The organism is Kiritimatiellia bacterium (assembly GCA_028715905.1).
Classification (GTDB): domain Bacteria; phylum Verrucomicrobiota; class Kiritimatiellia; order JAAZAB01; family JAAZAB01; genus JAQUQV01.
In genome coordinates, this window is sequence record JAQUQV010000011.1 from 1 (window position 1) to 16,125 (window position 16,125).

The following is a 16,125-nucleotide window of genomic DNA, read 5'->3' on the forward strand; positions in this document are numbered from 1 at the left end:
TCCCCTCCTGATTTAATCGCAATACCTCCGTGATTTTTCGCATGGATAACCTTTCTCTTGCCATTTTTTGGCCTCCTTTCGGAAACCTTTATGGCTTTTGTTATCCAGCGCCGCTATCTCTTTTTTTCAACCTCCGCCCATTACCCAAGGGGGGGTGGCCGATTTGACCGGAATAGGTGGCCGGTTTGAATCAGAATCGGTGGCCGGAATCAACCGGAATACGCATGTGGGATACGAAGCGATTGGATACTCCATTCTGTTGCCGGCCAGTGCCGTGCCCGGGTGGCCGGCGGAAGCGCCCTTGCCAATTGAGCCGGAATGGAAAAGAGATTACGCCGCCAGCGTTCAACGTTTGATCCGCGATGGAGTGGATTCGCATCTCGGCAACCTGTTTGTGCATGCGACCCGCGCGTTTCAACGCGACGCCGAAGGCGCGGATCGGGCGCGGAGCGCCACGGAGGCATTCCTGTATCGGCGGCTGGAAACGTTGCCCGCAACGCAGGGGAAGTTCCGCCTCAATGCCGATTTGCCGATTCCTTTTGATGGACACGGACGCATGGAGGTGGATTTGCTTTTCGCGGAAAAGCGTGTTGCGATAGAACTCGACGGCCCCCAGCATCTTTCGGATGCCGAAGCCTATCGCCGTGACCGGCGCAAGGACGCTCTGCTGCAGGAAAACGGCTATTTTGTCCTGCGGTTTCTGGCTGAGGATGTCGGCCGGCATCTGGATGCGGTCCTCGACGCCATCCTGCGCATCCTGGTGCATCAGGCAGAATTGAAGATCTTGGCGAGAAAATGGTATTTCTCGGCGGACCGCGGCAGGTCGGTAAAACCACCCTGGCTTTGAGTTTGCTGGCGGGCGGGAACGAAACACATCGCGCTTACGAAATCGCCGAATACAAAGCGCGTATTCTGCCATTTACAGTCATGGCCGGTATCATGGCTGTTTAATAAGGCTCATCTTCCATCATCTGCAACCAGTGATTCCAGCTTGTCGCACAACATGGGCAGGGTGGCGGGCGGACGGCCTTCGGCCAAAACCATGAGTTCCGGATGCGACGCGCCCCAGACGTGCGCCAGCGGACCGGTCAATGCCTCCGCAATGGTTTTTGGCTCCTCCCAGCGTTTTTCCGCGGCCTTTGCCTTGGCTACAAGACACACTGCCTCGGCCAGCGGAATATGCGCCTCGTCGGCCAATTCCGCCTGGGCCAGAGCGCGCGCCGCCTTGAGTTTGCGCGCCGCATTTTTACGGAGATCGCTAATGATGCGCTGTTCTTCCGGTGTAAGCGGCCTGGCATGCTCCGCCTCCACGGGAAAGAGGTGGCGCGTGGCGCGCACTGCGGTTGCAATTAATCCAAGTTCGGCCATTTGTTTTAAGGCTTCGGCAGCGGCACGGTCAATCACTTGCAGACGTACAGGCGCCAGAGGATCGGTTTTGTCTTTGCCGAACCATTCGGCATGCAAGGCGCCGAGTTGCTCGCGCCACGATTCGGCGTCGCGGTCCACGACCACCATCATCACCGAATGAGCGCCTTCCGCCGGGAACTGTTCCTCGCACGCCACAAGCCGCTGCTGCAGCAAGGCGGCCGCGCGTTCGGAAAAACCGAGGGCGCGGTCAGCCGGCAATGCGGCAATGTGCGGTTTTTCAACCGAAAGCGGGACCGGTGCGGTCATGATTTGCTGCAGACGCTGCAGGAAGGCCTGGCGGCCGCCTTTTAGCTTGATTTCGGCAAAATCGCCCCGGCCGTCCAGCACGCCGTCGGCCAGGCCTTTTTTCGCGGCCAGGGTTTCAAGCATGCGGCTTTCAATGGTTTTTTCGGCGACCAGGTTGACGACCGTGACGGATTTGGTCTGGAATTTACGCCAGGCGCGGCCGATGCGCTGTTCCAGCTTGGCGGGGTTCCAGGGCAGATCGCAATTGACCACCACAGAGGCATTTTGCAGGTTGAGTCCTACGCCGCCTGAATCAGTGCTCAAAAAAACGCGGCAGGCCGGATCGCTTTTGAAGGTCATGATTTCAGCCCGCCGGCGGCGCTGGGGAACCGAGCCGGTGTGCCAGGCATAACCGATCTTCTCCCGTTTGCATAAATCCCGGACCAGTTCCAGCATCCTTTCCCATTCCGAAAACACGATGATTTTGGCGTCGGTTTCGGCCAGGCAGGAGTCAAAAAGCTTGTCCAGTTCCGCCAGTTTCGGGCAAACGCGGTCATTGGGGTCAAGAATATAATTCGTATCGCATATCATGCGCATCATGGCCAATTCGCGCATGAGTTTATCCTGCTCCTGCCGGGTGAGCGGACGGCGTTTGGCAGTGCTGATTAGCCGGGCTACCCGCGCTTCATGATCGGTATAGGCCGACTGCTGGCCGGCGCTCATCGGCACGAAATAATGCTGGTCTGTGCGGCCTGGCAGTTCGGTCTCCACGTCCGCTTTGCGGCGCCGCAACATAACCGGCCTGATGCGTTGATGAAGCTTGTCCAGATTCTGATACTCCTCGGGCCGGCCGCGTTCGTCGAACCGGTAAAAATCGCGGTTAAAGCGGAAGAGCGGACCCAGTATGGACGGGTCAAGAAAACTCGTGATGGAATAGATTTCGTCAATCCGATTTTCGAGAGGAGTGCCGGTCAGCACAAAGGCATAGCGGCTCTTGAGGCGTTTCACGGCCTGAGCTGTCTTGGTATCCCAGTTTTTTATGCGCTGCGCCTCGTCCAGGATGACGATATCTGGTTTAAGCCGCGCGTTGACATCCATCACATCGCGCACGATTTGTTCGTAGTTGACGATGGTGAAGAACGGCGGCCGGGCATAATTTTCAAGCCGGGCATGGCGGCTGCCGAAGACGATCTGGAGCGGCAGGTCGGCGAAGCGTTGGATCTGGTCCTCCCATTCGGTTTTCAGCGAGGCGGGCGTGACCACCAGCACGCGCTGCGCTTTGCCGATACGCCGGAGCAAGGCGCAAGCGGCAATGGCCTGGATGGTTTTACCCAGTCCCATTTCATCGGCCAGCAGGGCCCGTTCGGTGAATGCCAGGTGCAGCATGCCCTCGCGTTGGTAGGGAAAAAGCGGCAATTTGGTTTCGTGCTGAGGATATTCGCCTGACAGGATTTTTTGCTCATAATCCCGCCGCAACCGTTTTCGTTCCTCCAGGCGTTCGAGGGTTTGCAACCAGGACGCCACGTCTTGCGACACGCGCATGAGGCCGTCCGCCTTATGCAAGGCGGCCAGCGCCTCGTGCATATCCTCCGGCGCGCAACGTCCTTCGGAATCGAAATAACGGCGCAACTTGCGCGGCAGTTTGTCAAGATTGCGTTCCACCCGAATCGAGCGGCGCTCCATGTCCGGCACTATATCCATGCGTCCGGAACTATTACAGAGAGCCTGACGGAAAACCCGCGGCGCGACTGCTTTCAGGTGATTAAGAACCGCTTCCACGTGCTTGCAAGTAGCCAGGCCGTTGATGCTGAAATCCACGCAATTGCATGAGAATTGCCGCCGGCGCAAGTCGCGGATTTCGACCTGATAGTCCATACCGCTAAGCGAAGTTACGTGAAAGTTTGAAAATACAGGATGGAATTTTTCCACTGCCCGGATGCGGAACGATTCGTGTCGTGCCCGCCATTTTCGCCGGTTGATTTCATCCTGGTCCGTGGTGTGCCAGTTGTGGGTGTTGGGCGGCTGGATTTCGCGGCCGGTCTGTGTGTTTCTGGTTTTCATGTGGGCAATGAACGTGTTGGCTTAACTTTCAATCTTGATGTTTTCGGATAGAAATATCGGGCAGTATCCGTTGTTTCATAAAATAGTAATATACGGCTTTAAGTGTGAAAATAAAGCTTTTTCAGCTTTCATCAAATGGCAGTAGAAAAGCTTGCATCTTGGTGCGTCAAAATCGAGCATCAGAAGTAGAGAATGTATAGAACAATGTAATGAACGGTAATGAATGTTTTTGTGGCTGCCCCAGTTTGCCAGATACAGGTGCGCGTCAAAATATCGGACAAGCACATCTTCGGGATCGTGCTTAAAATCGCCCCAGGAATAAGTAACCACCGCGCTGCTGGGTGATACCTCAATGTGGCTGGATAATCCTTGGACCGGCTCCTGTTCATCTTCCGTAAGTCGCCGATCAACGGCTTGCTTCACCTAATACAAATTTCGCCTCCCCCCGCGGACACGGTGATTGAAACTTGCAAATGCCGCCCGGCCTGTCATAATGCCGCGCATGAAAAATGACGTGAACATGACAACGGCGGTTTCACCGCAGAATCTGCCGGACACCGCCCTGGAGGAATGGTTTCTTAACCGTCTGCCGGAAACGAAAAATTGCTTTCGTCAATTACTGGAAGCAATCCTCCGTTTTGCCGGAAAAAATCAGACGGACAAAGCCGAGGCTTGCGCGGAGCTGCTGGAGGATGCGCTCATGAAAATCCAGGCCGGGGATGAACTGATCCTCCTGCTTGCAGAACGCGCCGCCTGGCAGACGGATCCCGATGCATACGCTTCCGCCTGCGCCGCAGTTTTGAAGGAAACGTTCCGCGGACAAAGTTTTATGCCGGCCTTTCTTGAGGAAAGCGGTTTTTTTTCCGGAAAAGAACCCAAGGAGGCGCTGCGCCGCTTGCGCGTCCTGCGCAAATTACTGCCCGGGAAATGCTGTTACGAAAAAACATGGGGGCTGGGAATTATTTCCGGAATAGATGAATTTGACCGCAAACTGGTGATAGATTTTGAAAACAAGCGCGCCCATCGCCTCGCGTTCGGCTACGCGGCGGAATCGGTCCGGCCGCTGGAGGAGGATCATTTCCTGGCGCGCAAGCTGCGCGATCCCGCAAATTTTGCCCAGTGGGTGAAAAACAATCCGGCGGCGGCGGTAAAAGCCGTGATCGCTGAATTCGGCGAAATGAATTTGCCGCAATTGCGCGTTTTGACAACCAGCCTGATTATCTCCGAAAATGAATGGAGCTCGTTCTGGGCTGCGGCCCGCGCGGAACTCGCGCGCGATCCGCTGATCCGGATGCCGGCCGGCCGCAATGGCCCGTTGAAAATTATGGTTGAAACAAAAGAATTTGATAATTGCTGGCTCCGCGATTTCCTGGCCCTGCGCGACGGAGATCGCATACTGGAGGAGTTGGATATTCTTGGCCGGAAAATTCCGCCGCACAGTCTGGACAAGGAAATGAAAGAGGCGGCGGCGGACCGCTTGAAATACGTTATCCGGGGAGCGGCGGCGGACCGGCGCGACCTCGTTGTCCGGGCGCTTTTATTTGCCGCGGCCGCCGGCCTTGATGACGACGCTTTCCACAGCGCTCTTTACAGCGGGCGGGAATTTCTCGCTTCCGCGCTTTCTTCCCTTCCCGTCCGGCTTATCCGGCCGTTCCTTGAATATCTCCGCGAAAATTCGCCGGCGGCGGCGGAAACACTCCTGCAAATCATGCCGTGCCTGCCGGTTTCCGCGCTGGGCGAGGTTGTGCTCCATTTCCGCCAGCATAACCGGCAGGAACAGGCATATGAAAAATTGCGCGTTTTTATCCGGGAAGGCAAAACCGGCGTTGATATGGTCCTGTGGATGGGACGCGATCTTCAGGAGGACGGCGGCGCGCATGTCTGCCAGCCGGAAGTTTTCGCCCGAATTGCCCTGGACGCCCTGCAGCAGGCGGCCGCCGCGGGGAAAAGGAAAGAGACCGGACAGTTATTGCGCAATATTTTTACAGACCAGGCGCTTGCAAAAAAAATGCTCCAGTCCCTGGCGGCGGCCGCGCGCCTTGATTACGTCCAGCGGTTTAAATCCATCTCCGGCCTGACCGGCGCCGATAAAACCAGGGTGGCCGCAAAAATTATTCCCCTGTTCCCCGAATTGGCCGCGGTTTTCGGCGCGCCGCCGTCCGGCGCGGTCCATCAAAAAATAACGTCCTGGCGCGTCTATCGCGAGCGGCAGGCTCAGCTGGAAAAAATCATCAAGGAGGAAATCCCGCGCAACAGCATGGAAATCGGCACGGCCAGAAGTTACGGCGACCTGCGCGAAAATTACGAATACAAGGCGGCCAAGGAAATGCAGGGACTGCTCATGCGTCGGAAGGCGGAGCTGGAACAAATGCTGTCCGAGGTCAGGGGCGCTGATTTCGCCGGTTTTCCGCATGAGGCGGCCGGACCGGGAACTGCCGTTGAACTGAAAATCCCGGACGGCAACCGCCAAGTCTATCACATTCTCGGGGAATGGGATTCGGATGAAAAACTCGGAATAATTTCATGCCGCTCCAAACTGGCCGAAGTTTTGACCGGCCGGCGCGCGGGCGATTCCGTTGAAATTCCCGGCGAAAAACAGCCGGTCCGCGCCGTGATTGGAGCAGTCCGCTCCCTTCCGCCGGAAATCATGGCGTGGATCAACGGCGGTTAAAAACAACCGGTTTTGCGCTGTCCAGTTGTTTTTTCACATGTTTTCTTGCCAGCGCAATCAGGCTTGTTATTTCCCTTGTCCGCGGCAGCACCCCGGCAATTTTTTCAATGAACGCGCGCCGCAGTAAGCGCTGGTAGGAGGGACGGAAATTAAAATCATATACCCAGGACAACTGGAGCAGGAAAAAGTCATGCAGCGATTTAACATTTTTCATGGAGACAGACTTTCTGCGTTTAATTTCCTCCAGGGCGCCGGGATTCAGTGGTCCTTCCAGGTTGACATGGAAGGTTATATCGGGACTGCGCAGTAAGTCGCCGTTTTTCCAGGCGCGGTAAAGGACAAAAGAAATATCCAGCTTGTCGGCGTCGCGGATCAGCCTGACAAAATCAATGACGTCCGGGGCAAGTCCTGCGGGCAGATTCATTTTGTTGTGGTAAAGGACGCCGGTCGTCAGCCGGCGGCGGTCCGGGTCGGAACAGGTTGCCAGGGGGACGCTTGCGGCCAGGATTTCCGCGCCGCGCCGCCCGTGGTCCAGGGAATGATCGTCGCGGAATGTCCGGTGGCGGGTAAACTGGACAAAGCGTCCGACGTCGTGGAGCAGACCGAGCGTTCCGGCCGTGCGCGCATCTCCGGAATCAAAGCCCAAGTCGCGGGCGATGGCGGCCGCGTCCGCGGCCACGCGCCGGCTGTGGTCCAGTTTTAACTGCAACATCGGCGGCAATTTCCCGTCTTTTCCGGCGAACTTCCGCAGATATGCTTCAAACCATTTTGAAAGGCGTCTGGCTTCTATTGCTTTCATCAACTCACAGGCTTTCCTCATTCATGCCGCCATGAACGGGAGGGGAAAATAAACTTAATTCGGGCGGCCGTCCAGCTTTTCTTTTTTGGGAATGGGAAAAAATGGCATTGACACATCGGGGGCGGGACATAACATGTCAAAAACAGTTTGAGCAATGCCCCGCGGAAGGCGGCACCCGGTAGTTTTGCCGGGGGGGGGAAGCATTGGCCGGGCGCATGAAAGGTTTGCAACAACATGCAAGACAATTCGTTTTTTGAGACGAGCCGCCAGTGCGCATTAAAAATCCTTGCCCCGGCCAAAAAAGATTTGGAGCACGGCCTGGAATTGCACCGCCATTCGGTCGTGGTTGACAGTTACGGGTTCGGGCCTTGCGGCACGCATGAAATGGAAGCGGAAAAAATACTCGCGGCTATCCGGGCCGGCGCTTCGCCCAATGAGATCCAGGATATGCGCGAGAATGCGATCATGACCGGCTATGTCGCCGACGCCGCGCAATCGCGCGAATTCAGGAAAATGTGGGACGCCGCAGGCGTAACGTGTGTCTTCCGCAATGCCGGCGAGGAAGGCCAGTCGCCGATGCGCCTCATAAAGCGCCTGGCCCATTATATTTATGTTACCGACCGGATGAGGGACTCTTTTTCCAAGGCGCTTGCTCCGGCCGATGTTCTCCGGGCCAAAAAGGAGCAAAAACACTGCCTTTGTCTCACCTGCAACGGAATTCCGATTGTTCAGGACTGGAATTCCGTTGAAGACGAATTGAGATATATCGGGATTTTCTTCCAGTTGGGATGCCGGATGATGCACCTGACCTATAACCGGCGCAATATGCTCGGCGACGGCTGCGCGGAAACGGCCAACGGCGGCTTGAGCGATTTCGGGCGAAGGGTGATCGGGGAGATGAACCGTATCGGCATTATTGTGGACGTGGCCCATTCCGGCTGGCGGACCAGCCTGGAAGCCGCGCGGGTTTCCGGCAAGCCGATCGTCGCCAGCCATACGGTCTGCGCCGCCCTTAACCGGCATATCCGTTCCAAGCCGGACGAGGTTATCCGGGCGATAGTGGATGGCGGCGGAGTAATCGGCATCTGCGCCGTGCCGGCTTTTCTGGGAAGAAACGGGGATATCAACGCCTTGCTTGATCATATTGATTACATGGCGAAAACTTTCGGTCCGGATTGTGTCGCCATCGGCACCGATGTCTGCGAAAACTTATCGCCTTCCAGGCCGGACAACGAATTGTCCGCTCAATTAACCGGCGAATATCCGAAGAGCCGGCGCAGTTTTGAGTCGCTCTGGCCGCCCGACGACCCGCTCTTCAGCCCGGATTGGAATAAGAAAGAGCAGCTTCTCAGCCTGGCATGGGGCAATTTTCCCCTCTTTACGGTCGGCCTCGTTCAGCGCGGTTATTCAGACGCCGATATCCAAAAAATACTGGGCGGCAACATGCTGCGCGTTTTTGACGCCGTCCTGCCGGATACGGAGAAAAACATTGCAAACTGAAACCGCAAGCGTGATTGAACAACGCAGCCTCGGCGGCGATTATCGCGTCTTGGAATTTGCCTCGTCCAAAGTGGCGCCGCGCGTCAAGCCGGGACAATTCATCCATCTGCGCGTGGATGAGCGCAACGAGCTTGTCCTGCGGCGGCCTTTCAGCGTATTCAAAACCGGAAAAAAAAGCCTGGCCATACTTTACAAGATCGTCGGACGGGGCACGCAAATACTGGCCCGCCTGCGGCCGGGCGACCGGGCCGGCATCATGGGCCCCCTCGGCAACGGGTTCCCCCTGCCGGCGTCCCAAACCTTTCCCTTGCTCGCCGCCGGCGGATACGGCGCCGCCGCGCTTTACCTGCTTGCGCAACAGGCTCGCAAAAAGGGAATAATTTTTATCGGCGGCGCGACGGCGGACGATATTCTCTGCGCTGATGATTTCAAAAAAATCGGCTGGAAGGTAAAAATTGCGACCGAAGACGGCGCGGCTGGTCAAAAAGGACTGGCGACGGATATCCTCACAGAATATCTTTCTGAAAAAAGCAAAATGCGCCAAATGGCGCTTTATGCCTGCGGCCCGATGGGAATGCTGAAGGCGGTTGCCGAAATAGCCGTCAAGAACGGACAAAAGGCATGGCTTTCGCTGGACCGGCGCATGGGCTGCGGGGTGGGGGCATGTCTGGGTTGCGTCCAGAAAGTGAAGGATGGGAAAAGCTGGAAATGGGCGCGGGTCTGCCGCGACGGGCCGGTCTTTGAATGCCGTCAGATAGTCTGGGAGAATGGCAAATGGGAAAAAGAAAAATAGACGCGCCCGCGACAAACGGACCGGATATGCGGGTCAACCTTGCCGGAATTGCGATGAAAAATCCGGTCATGGCCGCTTCCGGAACCTTCGGCTACGGAAAAGAATACGCGCCCCTGGTTGATTTGAACAAACTGGGCGCGCTCGTCGTCAAGGGCATAAGCTTGCGGCCCGAAAGAGGCAATGAAACGCCGCGCATAGTTGAAGCCGCCGGAGGCTTGATCAATGCCATCGGCCTGCAGAATCCAGGTTTTGACGGATTTACGAAAAAACACCTGCCTTTCCTGAAAAAATACAAAGTGCCCGTGATTGTCAATATCTGGGGAAGGAGCGCGGAGGAATACGCCGAGGTTGCCGGGCGCTTTGACGGGGTGCGGGGCGTGCAAGGGCTGGAGGTCAACATTTCATGCCCCAACATCAAGCGCGGAGGAATCGCCTTCGGCACCGACCCGCGCCTGACGGCCGAAGTTGTCGCCAAAACGCGCCGGAAAACGAAACTGCCGCTGATCGTTAAGCTTTCCCCGAACGTTACCAGAATCGGCGAATTTGCGCGGATTGCCGAAGCAAACGGCGCCGACGTTATTTCGCTGATCAATTCCTTCCCGGCCATGGCGATTGACATTGAAACGCGCGCACCCGTCCTGGCCAACGTTACCGGCGGCTTGAGCGGGCCGGCAATCCACCCGATCGCCTTGAAAATGGTCTGGGAGGCGGCTGCGGCCGTAGAAATACCGGTCGTCGGGATGGGAGGAATAACCTCGGAGAAAGAAGCATTGGCTTTTATCATTGCGGGCGCCGCGGCGGTGGCGGTCGGCACGGCGAATTTCACGGACCCGGGCATAATCTTGAAAGTTGTCAAGGGGATTGAGGCTTACCTGGTCCGTTGCAAACTGAAAAGCGTCCGAGAATTGACGGGCTCCCTGCAGCTCTCCTGATGTTTTCGCAATGCGGCGCGCCGCCGCATTGCGAAACATGCGCAAAAAAAATAGCCGGAGCGGGTATTCCGTCTGGGCCTTTTGGAAAACATGATGAACATGCGGGTTACCTGCAAACAACGCCCGGCTGTATGGATGTTAATCGCGTCGCTCGGCGTCTTTTTTGTTTTCTTTATTCTCCGGACGCCTCCCGACCGTCTCCGGCTACTGCGCCCGATACCGTCCGATGCGGTTTTAATCGGTGCGCACCATAAACTCGGGGCGCGTCTGCCGGAATTGAAGACAAATGTTTTTCTCAAGCCGGTCATGGACAGCGCGCATTTCCCGGCGGCAAATTTTTTTCAAAACAGGATGATTGCGGGCCGCCTGGCGGCGAAAACAACATGCTGGGCGTACGTTCCCGATTTCAACCGGACCGGCCGGCCCGTCCTTGTGATTTCCTCGTGGATCGGGGGATGGGCGACGCTCTTGCGCTGGCTGTTCTGGATTTATTGCCCGCCGGATATCGCGCCGCTGGGGGTGTACGACGGACACCGATTATGGACCATAAAGGAACCGGTGCCATTCATGGGGCATCCCAATTTTCTTTCATTTGCCTTTCACGACGGCGTCTTAATCGCCTCGTTTTCCCGGGACCGCGGCGATATAGCGCATTTAATGCGGATTTGCGACAGCCGGGGTGGTATCGTTTCCAAGTGGCAATGCCGGACGCTGAAAAATCCACCGGCGGATGAAATCCGGGCGCGCATGACGCCGCGGCGCTGCCCGCCGGAACAATCGGTTTGGGCAACCGCGTCGCTTGGGAAATTGAAAAACGATTATCTCGCGGCCGCCGTCAGGTTTGAGCCGGATTTTTGCTTTGATCGTTATTTGCTTCGGAATCAGGCCCGCGCGGGAGCCGCGGAAATGTGCGCCTGCTCCCCCTCGGCGGCGGTCTTGCTGCCCGCGGCGCTGGCGGCCGAAGGCATCAAGCGGACAATTTCTCCGGAATGGGCGCGGGAAATCATGCCGCTTATCGCGCCGCCTTCCGGCACGAACGAGGCGTGCTTGCTGATGATTTTTACGGATGATTATAGCGGACGGTTCGGCCGCGATCCTTTCAGGATCAGAGTGCCGACCTTTTTGCTGGCAGTCTCGGGGGTTCGGGAGGAAAAGGCAAAAACAACGGTTACGGGTTTGCTGGATTTCATCAATCGCAAATACCGGGCCGGCCTGATTCTGAACGCAAACCTGCCGTCGGCCGGGCGATGCCCGCTTTTCGCGATTGAAGCCACTTCCGGCGGCGCGCTGCATTCGCTCTCGGCCGAGGACTGCCCGGCGTTTGCCGTTTACAATGGATGGCTGCTGCTGGCAAGCAACAGCGCCGGATTGCGGAAACTGCTTCTCAAGTTTCAAACGCCGGATGTTCCCGGTTCCGTTGCCGCGGCTGGCAACGGCTGGCTGCAACAGGCCGCCGAACGGCAAAGAAACGCTTTTCTCTGGTTTGATCCGGACAAGGGCGGCAAGGCAATCCGTTTCGCGCTCATGGCCGGCGCCCTTGCCATGCGCGCCGACAACCGGCCGGCGGCCGGCCGGGACCCGGCCGGAGTTCTCAAGGCGGTCCGCGTCTGGCTGGAAGGAATAGGTAATTTGGAAAACTGCGCGGTCTGGCTGGAAACGGACGATAACGGCGCGCTGGTGCGCCTTGAACTGGGGCCGGGACGGAAAAAAAAACAACCATTGTCTGGCGGCCCCGGCCGTCTTGCCCCCGTGCGATAAACGGGTTAGTCGTTTGCCCGGCGCTGTTTGGCGCGCTGTTCCGGCGATAAAACGCGCGGCCATTCAATGTCGTCCGAGGCCAGCACAAACCCCCATTTTTCTCTGGCCATCCGGAACGCCTCGGCCCGGTGGGAAATCATGTTTTTGAGCGGAGCGGACATTTCCGCAAAGGTGCGGTCATAGCCTTCCGGCACAAAGAGGGGATCAAAGCCGAATCCTTCCTTGCCCCGCAATTCGTTGATGATGCGTCCTTCGCATTTTGCCTCCACGGTTTGCGCGCGGCCGGAGGGGCTGGCAAGGGCGACCACGCACCAGAAGCGCGCCGTCCGCACGGGAATGCCGTCCAGTTCATTCAGGAGCTTGGCGTTGTTGGCGGCATAGTCAACCGGTTCACCGGCATAACGCGCCGAATACACACCGGGGGCGCCGCCGAGCGCGTCAACTTCCAGTCCCGAATCATCGGCCATGGTCCACATGCGGAAAAACATCGCGAGGGTAACCGCTTTTTTGACGGCGTTGATCTGGAAAGTGTTGCCATCCTCAACCACCGGGGGCGGGTTTTCAATTTCATCCGCGCCGACGAGGGTAACCCCGGGCATGTTGAAAATCGCCCGGATTTCCTCCAGTTTGTGCCTGTTCCGGCTGGCAATGAGGATTTTCATAGGCTTGTCTGAAAATCATGCGCGGCGGCCGGACCGCCGTTCTCACCGGCAACCGCCTTTTGCGCGGCGGGCCGGCGGACTGGCTTTTGCCGCAAGAAGAAAAAAACTGCCGGGCTGGTGCACGGGGCGGGGATCGAACCCGCACGCCATTGCTGGCATTAGCCCCTTAAACTAACGCGTCTGCCATTCCGCCACCCGTGCGTTTGCGAACACCGGAAAATATATATGCGGCGCGGAAAGAAATCAAGCGTTATAAACTTTATTGACATTCAATATCGGCTGCATACACTTATCCTTCAACACATGAGCAACGGCGAAAAAAAAAGCCAGGACGGCGAAAACATCCTGCATCTGACAAAAGAGGAACGGCTGCCGGCGGCCGCCAATTCCTCCCAGGGGGCGGAACTGGTCAGGCAGATTATTGAACAAATCCTGATCAATGAACGCCGGCGCGCGCGGGTTGAATTTCTCCAGATCGGTCTTTTTTTTCTGGTTTTTTTGTTCGCGGTGCTCGGCACGGGAATCTGGTTTGCCCGGCAACTGCTGGTCCAACTGCGGGTGGAACGCCAGTTCGCGGAACAAACATGGCGCATGATGGCCGGCGGAAAAGGCAATGGAACCGCCGCTCCTTCCGCGGAAAATTGGGGCAATTTGCTTGACCAGTCCGTTATGGAAATTCCGCCGGCTTTAAACCGGGAAGAAGTCGCCAAGCTGGAGCGGAATATAAAAAATGTTTCCGAGCTCCTGAAAAACAGCCCGGAAAATCTGTCAACCACCGTCCGCGAAACACTCCGGCGCCAGCAAAACTCAATCCAGGCATTGAGCGCGCGGCTCAGTGAAATCCGAAGCGGATCGGGAGCCGTTTCCGAAAAAAACGCGCCGGTTGATTTCATTGCGGCCCCTGTCGGCGGAGATATTGACTTGCGCATGCCAATCCCTTCGTTGTAGGCAAGGCGCGGACGCCGTTTCGTCCGCTAGCCCGGGACACCCCCCCGCGGAAGGACAACTCATAAATATACGGCGCGAAATGAATGCCCCTCCTTCCAATAACGCCGAAACCGTTTCCGGCACCGTTCAAAGAATCATTTACCGCGATGAGAACACCGCTTACACCGTTTGTTCGCTGAAACCAGACGCCGGACACGATGAAATCACGGTGGTGGGCGCCAGCGCCGCCATCTGGCCGGGCGAGCGCCTGCAGGTTTCCGGCCGGTGGACACGCCACAAAACGCACGGGGTTCAGTTTAACGCGGACAAAATCGTCTGTATTGAGCCGCGGACCGTTTCCGGGATAAAAAAATATCTGGCCAGCGGTCTGATCAAGGGGGTGGGGGAGATGCTGGCCGAACGGCTGGTTAAAAAATTCGGAACGGACACCCTGCGGGTGATTGACGAGGAATCGGCGCGCCTGGAATCGGTGGAAGGAATCGGCCGCAGAAAACGCGAACGGATCAGGCAATCGTGGCTTGAACAGAAAGCGGTGCGCGACATCATGATTTTTCTTCACGCAAACGGGGTGAGCGCATCGCAGGCCACCCGCATTTACAACGCTTACGGCGATAACGCGGTCGCCGTTCTCCGGCAGAACCCGTACCGGCTTGCCGCCGATATCTGGGGGATCGGGTTCAAATCGGCCGATAAAATTGCGATGAACATGGGCATCCCGATGCAATCGGTGGTTCGCGCGCGGGCGGGGCTGGCTTATATGTTGCAAACCATGGCCGAGGAAGGACATTGCTATTGCGGCAAGGACGAATTGCTGGCCGGAACGGGCGAACAGTTGGAGATCGGATTCAATCTGCTGGAAGAAGCGCTTGGACTGGAACTGGCCGCGGGCAACCTTATCAGCGAAAACACGGAAATTTATATGCCCGCTTTATATTATTCCGAGACGGGCTGCGCCTCCAATTTAAAACGTTTGCAGGAGGACAGCGTCTCAAACGCCGGCCGCATCAAAGCGGCCAGCGCGGTGGAATGGGCCGCCGGCCGGATGAAAATTTCCTTCTCGCCGGCGCAGGCCGCGGCGCTCAATATGGCCATTAACGAGAAAGTCGGCATCATAACGGGCGGACCGGGTGTCGGGAAAACCACGATTATCAAGGCGCTCGTGGACATTTTTTCGGCCAAAAAGATGGCGGTGCGCCTGGCCGCGCCCACCGGCCGGGCCGCCAAAAGGATGGAAGAAGCCACGGGCCATCAGGCCACGACCATTCACCGCCTGTTAAAATTCCAACCCGGCCTTGAAAGGTTTGAATATGGCGCCGACAAACGACTGGAAGGCGATGTCTTTATTCTGGACGAAGTATCCATGATTGACGTTGTGCTCATGAATTGCTTTCTGCGGGCTTTGCCGGGCCGGGCGCGCCTCCTGTTGATCGGCGATGCTGACCAACTGCCGAGCGTCGGCCCCGGCAATGTGCTCCGCGACCTGATTGACAGCGGCGCTTTCCCGGCCATTAAGCTGGATAAAATTTTCCGCCAATCAGAGAAAAGCCTGATTGTGCGCAATGCGCACCTGGTGAATTCCGGCCGATTTTTTGAACTGGGCGGCGACGGTGAAAATGATTTTATCCGGGATTTTTATTTCATTGAGGAAAACGAGCCGGCGCAGGTTGTCGCCCGGATGCTTGAACTGGTTGCGGAACGCATTCCGCGCCGGTTCAGGATGAGCCCGCGCACCGATATTCAGGTGCTGACTCCCATGCGCCGCTTTGAACTGGGCGCGGACAATTTGAACGCGGTTTTACAGGGCGCGATTAATCCGCGGGGCGAGGGGATCGTTTCATTCGGACGCACCTACCGCGCCGGGGACCGGGTGATGCAGATGCGCAATAATTATGACAAAGACGTCTACAACGGCGATATCGGCCTGATTCGCAGTGTTAATCATGAGGACCAACAGGTGATTATTGATTATGACGGACGGGAGGTCGTCTACGATTTCAGCGAAATGGACGAAATCAACCTGGCCTACGCCTCTTCCATTCACAAGGCCCAGGGCAGCGAATATCCCGCGGTGATCATCCTGCTGACGACCCAGCATTTCAAGCTGCTCCAGCGCAACCTGCTGTACACGGCCCTGACCCGGGGGCGGAAACTGGTCTGCCTGGTCGGCTCCAGGAAGGCCGCGGCCATAGCCATTCATAACAATCATACCGCCGCGCGCCGCACGGGGCTTAAACAGCGCCTGTCCGGAAGAAATATAATCTGACCAGGGCGGCAGTGCCGGTCTTCTTCAAACTTCTACGCAAAAACGTGTGTATGTTTACAGAAAAGGTTCCAAAGCGGGTTATGCC

Annotated in this window: 12 protein-coding genes and 1 tRNA gene; 8 read left to right on the plus strand and 5 right to left on the minus strand. The window is 57.0% G+C overall.

Annotation, left to right across the window (positions count from 1 at the left end; translation table 11 throughout):
* Positions 1–163: 163 nt before the first annotated feature.
* Positions 164–847 (plus strand): DUF559 domain-containing protein, encoded by a 684-nt coding sequence (locus tag PHP98_03735; GenBank protein ID MDD5482746.1) that lies wholly within the window; start codon positions 164–166, stop codon positions 845–847.
* 110 nt (positions 848–957) lie between these two features.
* Here the strand turns inward: PHP98_03735 and PHP98_03740 are convergent, their stop codons facing one another.
* Positions 958–3,714: a DEAD/DEAH box helicase gene (locus PHP98_03740; GenBank protein MDD5482747.1), complete on the minus strand. Its 2,757-nt coding sequence runs from the start codon at positions 3,712–3,714 to the stop codon at positions 958–960.
* A gap of 75 nt (positions 3,715–3,789) precedes the next feature.
* The gene (locus tag PHP98_03745; protein MDD5482748.1) at positions 3,790–4,137 is read right to left on the minus strand and encodes a hypothetical protein; all 348 of its coding nucleotides are present in this window, start codon (positions 4,135–4,137) and stop codon (positions 3,790–3,792) included.
* Between the two features lie 79 nt (positions 4,138–4,216).
* Between PHP98_03745 and PHP98_03750 the strand changes: the two genes are divergently transcribed.
* Positions 4,217–6,385 carry a GreA/GreB family elongation factor gene (locus tag PHP98_03750; protein ID MDD5482749.1) on the plus strand — a complete coding sequence of 723 codons (2,169 nt, stop codon included), beginning with the start codon at positions 4,217–4,219 and terminating at the stop codon, positions 6,383–6,385.
* On the opposite strand, the gene PHP98_03755 is transcribed toward PHP98_03750, so the two are convergent.
* Positions 6,372–7,184, minus strand: a complete 813-nt coding sequence (locus tag PHP98_03755; protein MDD5482750.1) for an HD domain-containing protein — start codon at positions 7,182–7,184, stop codon at positions 6,372–6,374. The two genes, PHP98_03750 and PHP98_03755, sit on opposite strands and share 14 nt — an antisense overlap.
* Positions 7,185–7,418: 234 nt before the next feature.
* On the opposite strand from PHP98_03755, the gene PHP98_03760 reads away from it, so the two are divergent.
* From PHP98_03760 to PHP98_03775, 4 genes are all read left to right on the plus strand, one after another.
* Positions 7,419–8,684 (plus strand): membrane dipeptidase, encoded by a 1,266-nt coding sequence (locus PHP98_03760; protein MDD5482751.1) that lies wholly within the window; start codon positions 7,419–7,421, stop codon positions 8,682–8,684.
* Complete coding sequence (locus PHP98_03765; protein ID MDD5482752.1) at positions 8,674–9,477, plus strand: dihydroorotate dehydrogenase electron transfer subunit; 804 nt, start codon at positions 8,674–8,676, stop codon at positions 9,475–9,477. The genes PHP98_03760 and PHP98_03765 overlap by 11 nt, the downstream gene beginning before the upstream one ends.
* Positions 9,459–10,409: a dihydroorotate dehydrogenase gene (locus PHP98_03770; GenBank protein MDD5482753.1), complete on the plus strand. Its 951-nt coding sequence runs from the start codon at positions 9,459–9,461 to the stop codon at positions 10,407–10,409. The genes PHP98_03765 and PHP98_03770 overlap by 19 nt, the downstream gene beginning before the upstream one ends.
* Positions 10,410–10,499: 90 nt before the next feature.
* Positions 10,500–12,167, plus strand: coding sequence for a hypothetical protein (locus tag PHP98_03775; protein ID MDD5482754.1), 1,668 nt, complete (start codon positions 10,500–10,502; stop codon positions 12,165–12,167).
* A gap of 5 nt (positions 12,168–12,172) precedes the next feature.
* Here the strand turns inward: PHP98_03775 and rdgB are convergent, their stop codons facing one another.
* Together rdgB and PHP98_03785 are read right to left on the minus strand one after the other, a co-directional pair.
* Positions 12,173–12,829, minus strand: coding sequence for an RdgB/HAM1 family non-canonical purine NTP pyrophosphatase (rdgB, locus tag PHP98_03780; protein MDD5482755.1), 657 nt, complete (start codon positions 12,827–12,829; stop codon positions 12,173–12,175).
* Positions 12,830–12,944: 115 nt separating this feature from the next.
* Positions 12,945–13,030: transfer RNA gene (locus tag PHP98_03785), tRNA-Leu, on the minus strand.
* A gap of 102 nt (positions 13,031–13,132) precedes the next feature.
* On the opposite strand from PHP98_03785, the gene PHP98_03790 reads away from it, so the two are divergent.
* Together PHP98_03790 and PHP98_03795 are read left to right on the plus strand one after the other, a co-directional pair.
* The gene (locus PHP98_03790; GenBank protein ID MDD5482756.1) at positions 13,133–13,777 is read left to right on the plus strand and encodes a hypothetical protein; all 645 of its coding nucleotides are present in this window, start codon (positions 13,133–13,135) and stop codon (positions 13,775–13,777) included.
* A 79-nt stretch (positions 13,778–13,856) separates the two neighbouring features.
* Positions 13,857–16,040 carry an ATP-dependent RecD-like DNA helicase gene (locus PHP98_03795; GenBank protein ID MDD5482757.1) on the plus strand — a complete coding sequence of 728 codons (2,184 nt, stop codon included), beginning with the start codon at positions 13,857–13,859 and terminating at the stop codon, positions 16,038–16,040.
* The last annotated feature ends 85 nt before the right edge of the window (positions 16,041–16,125 follow it).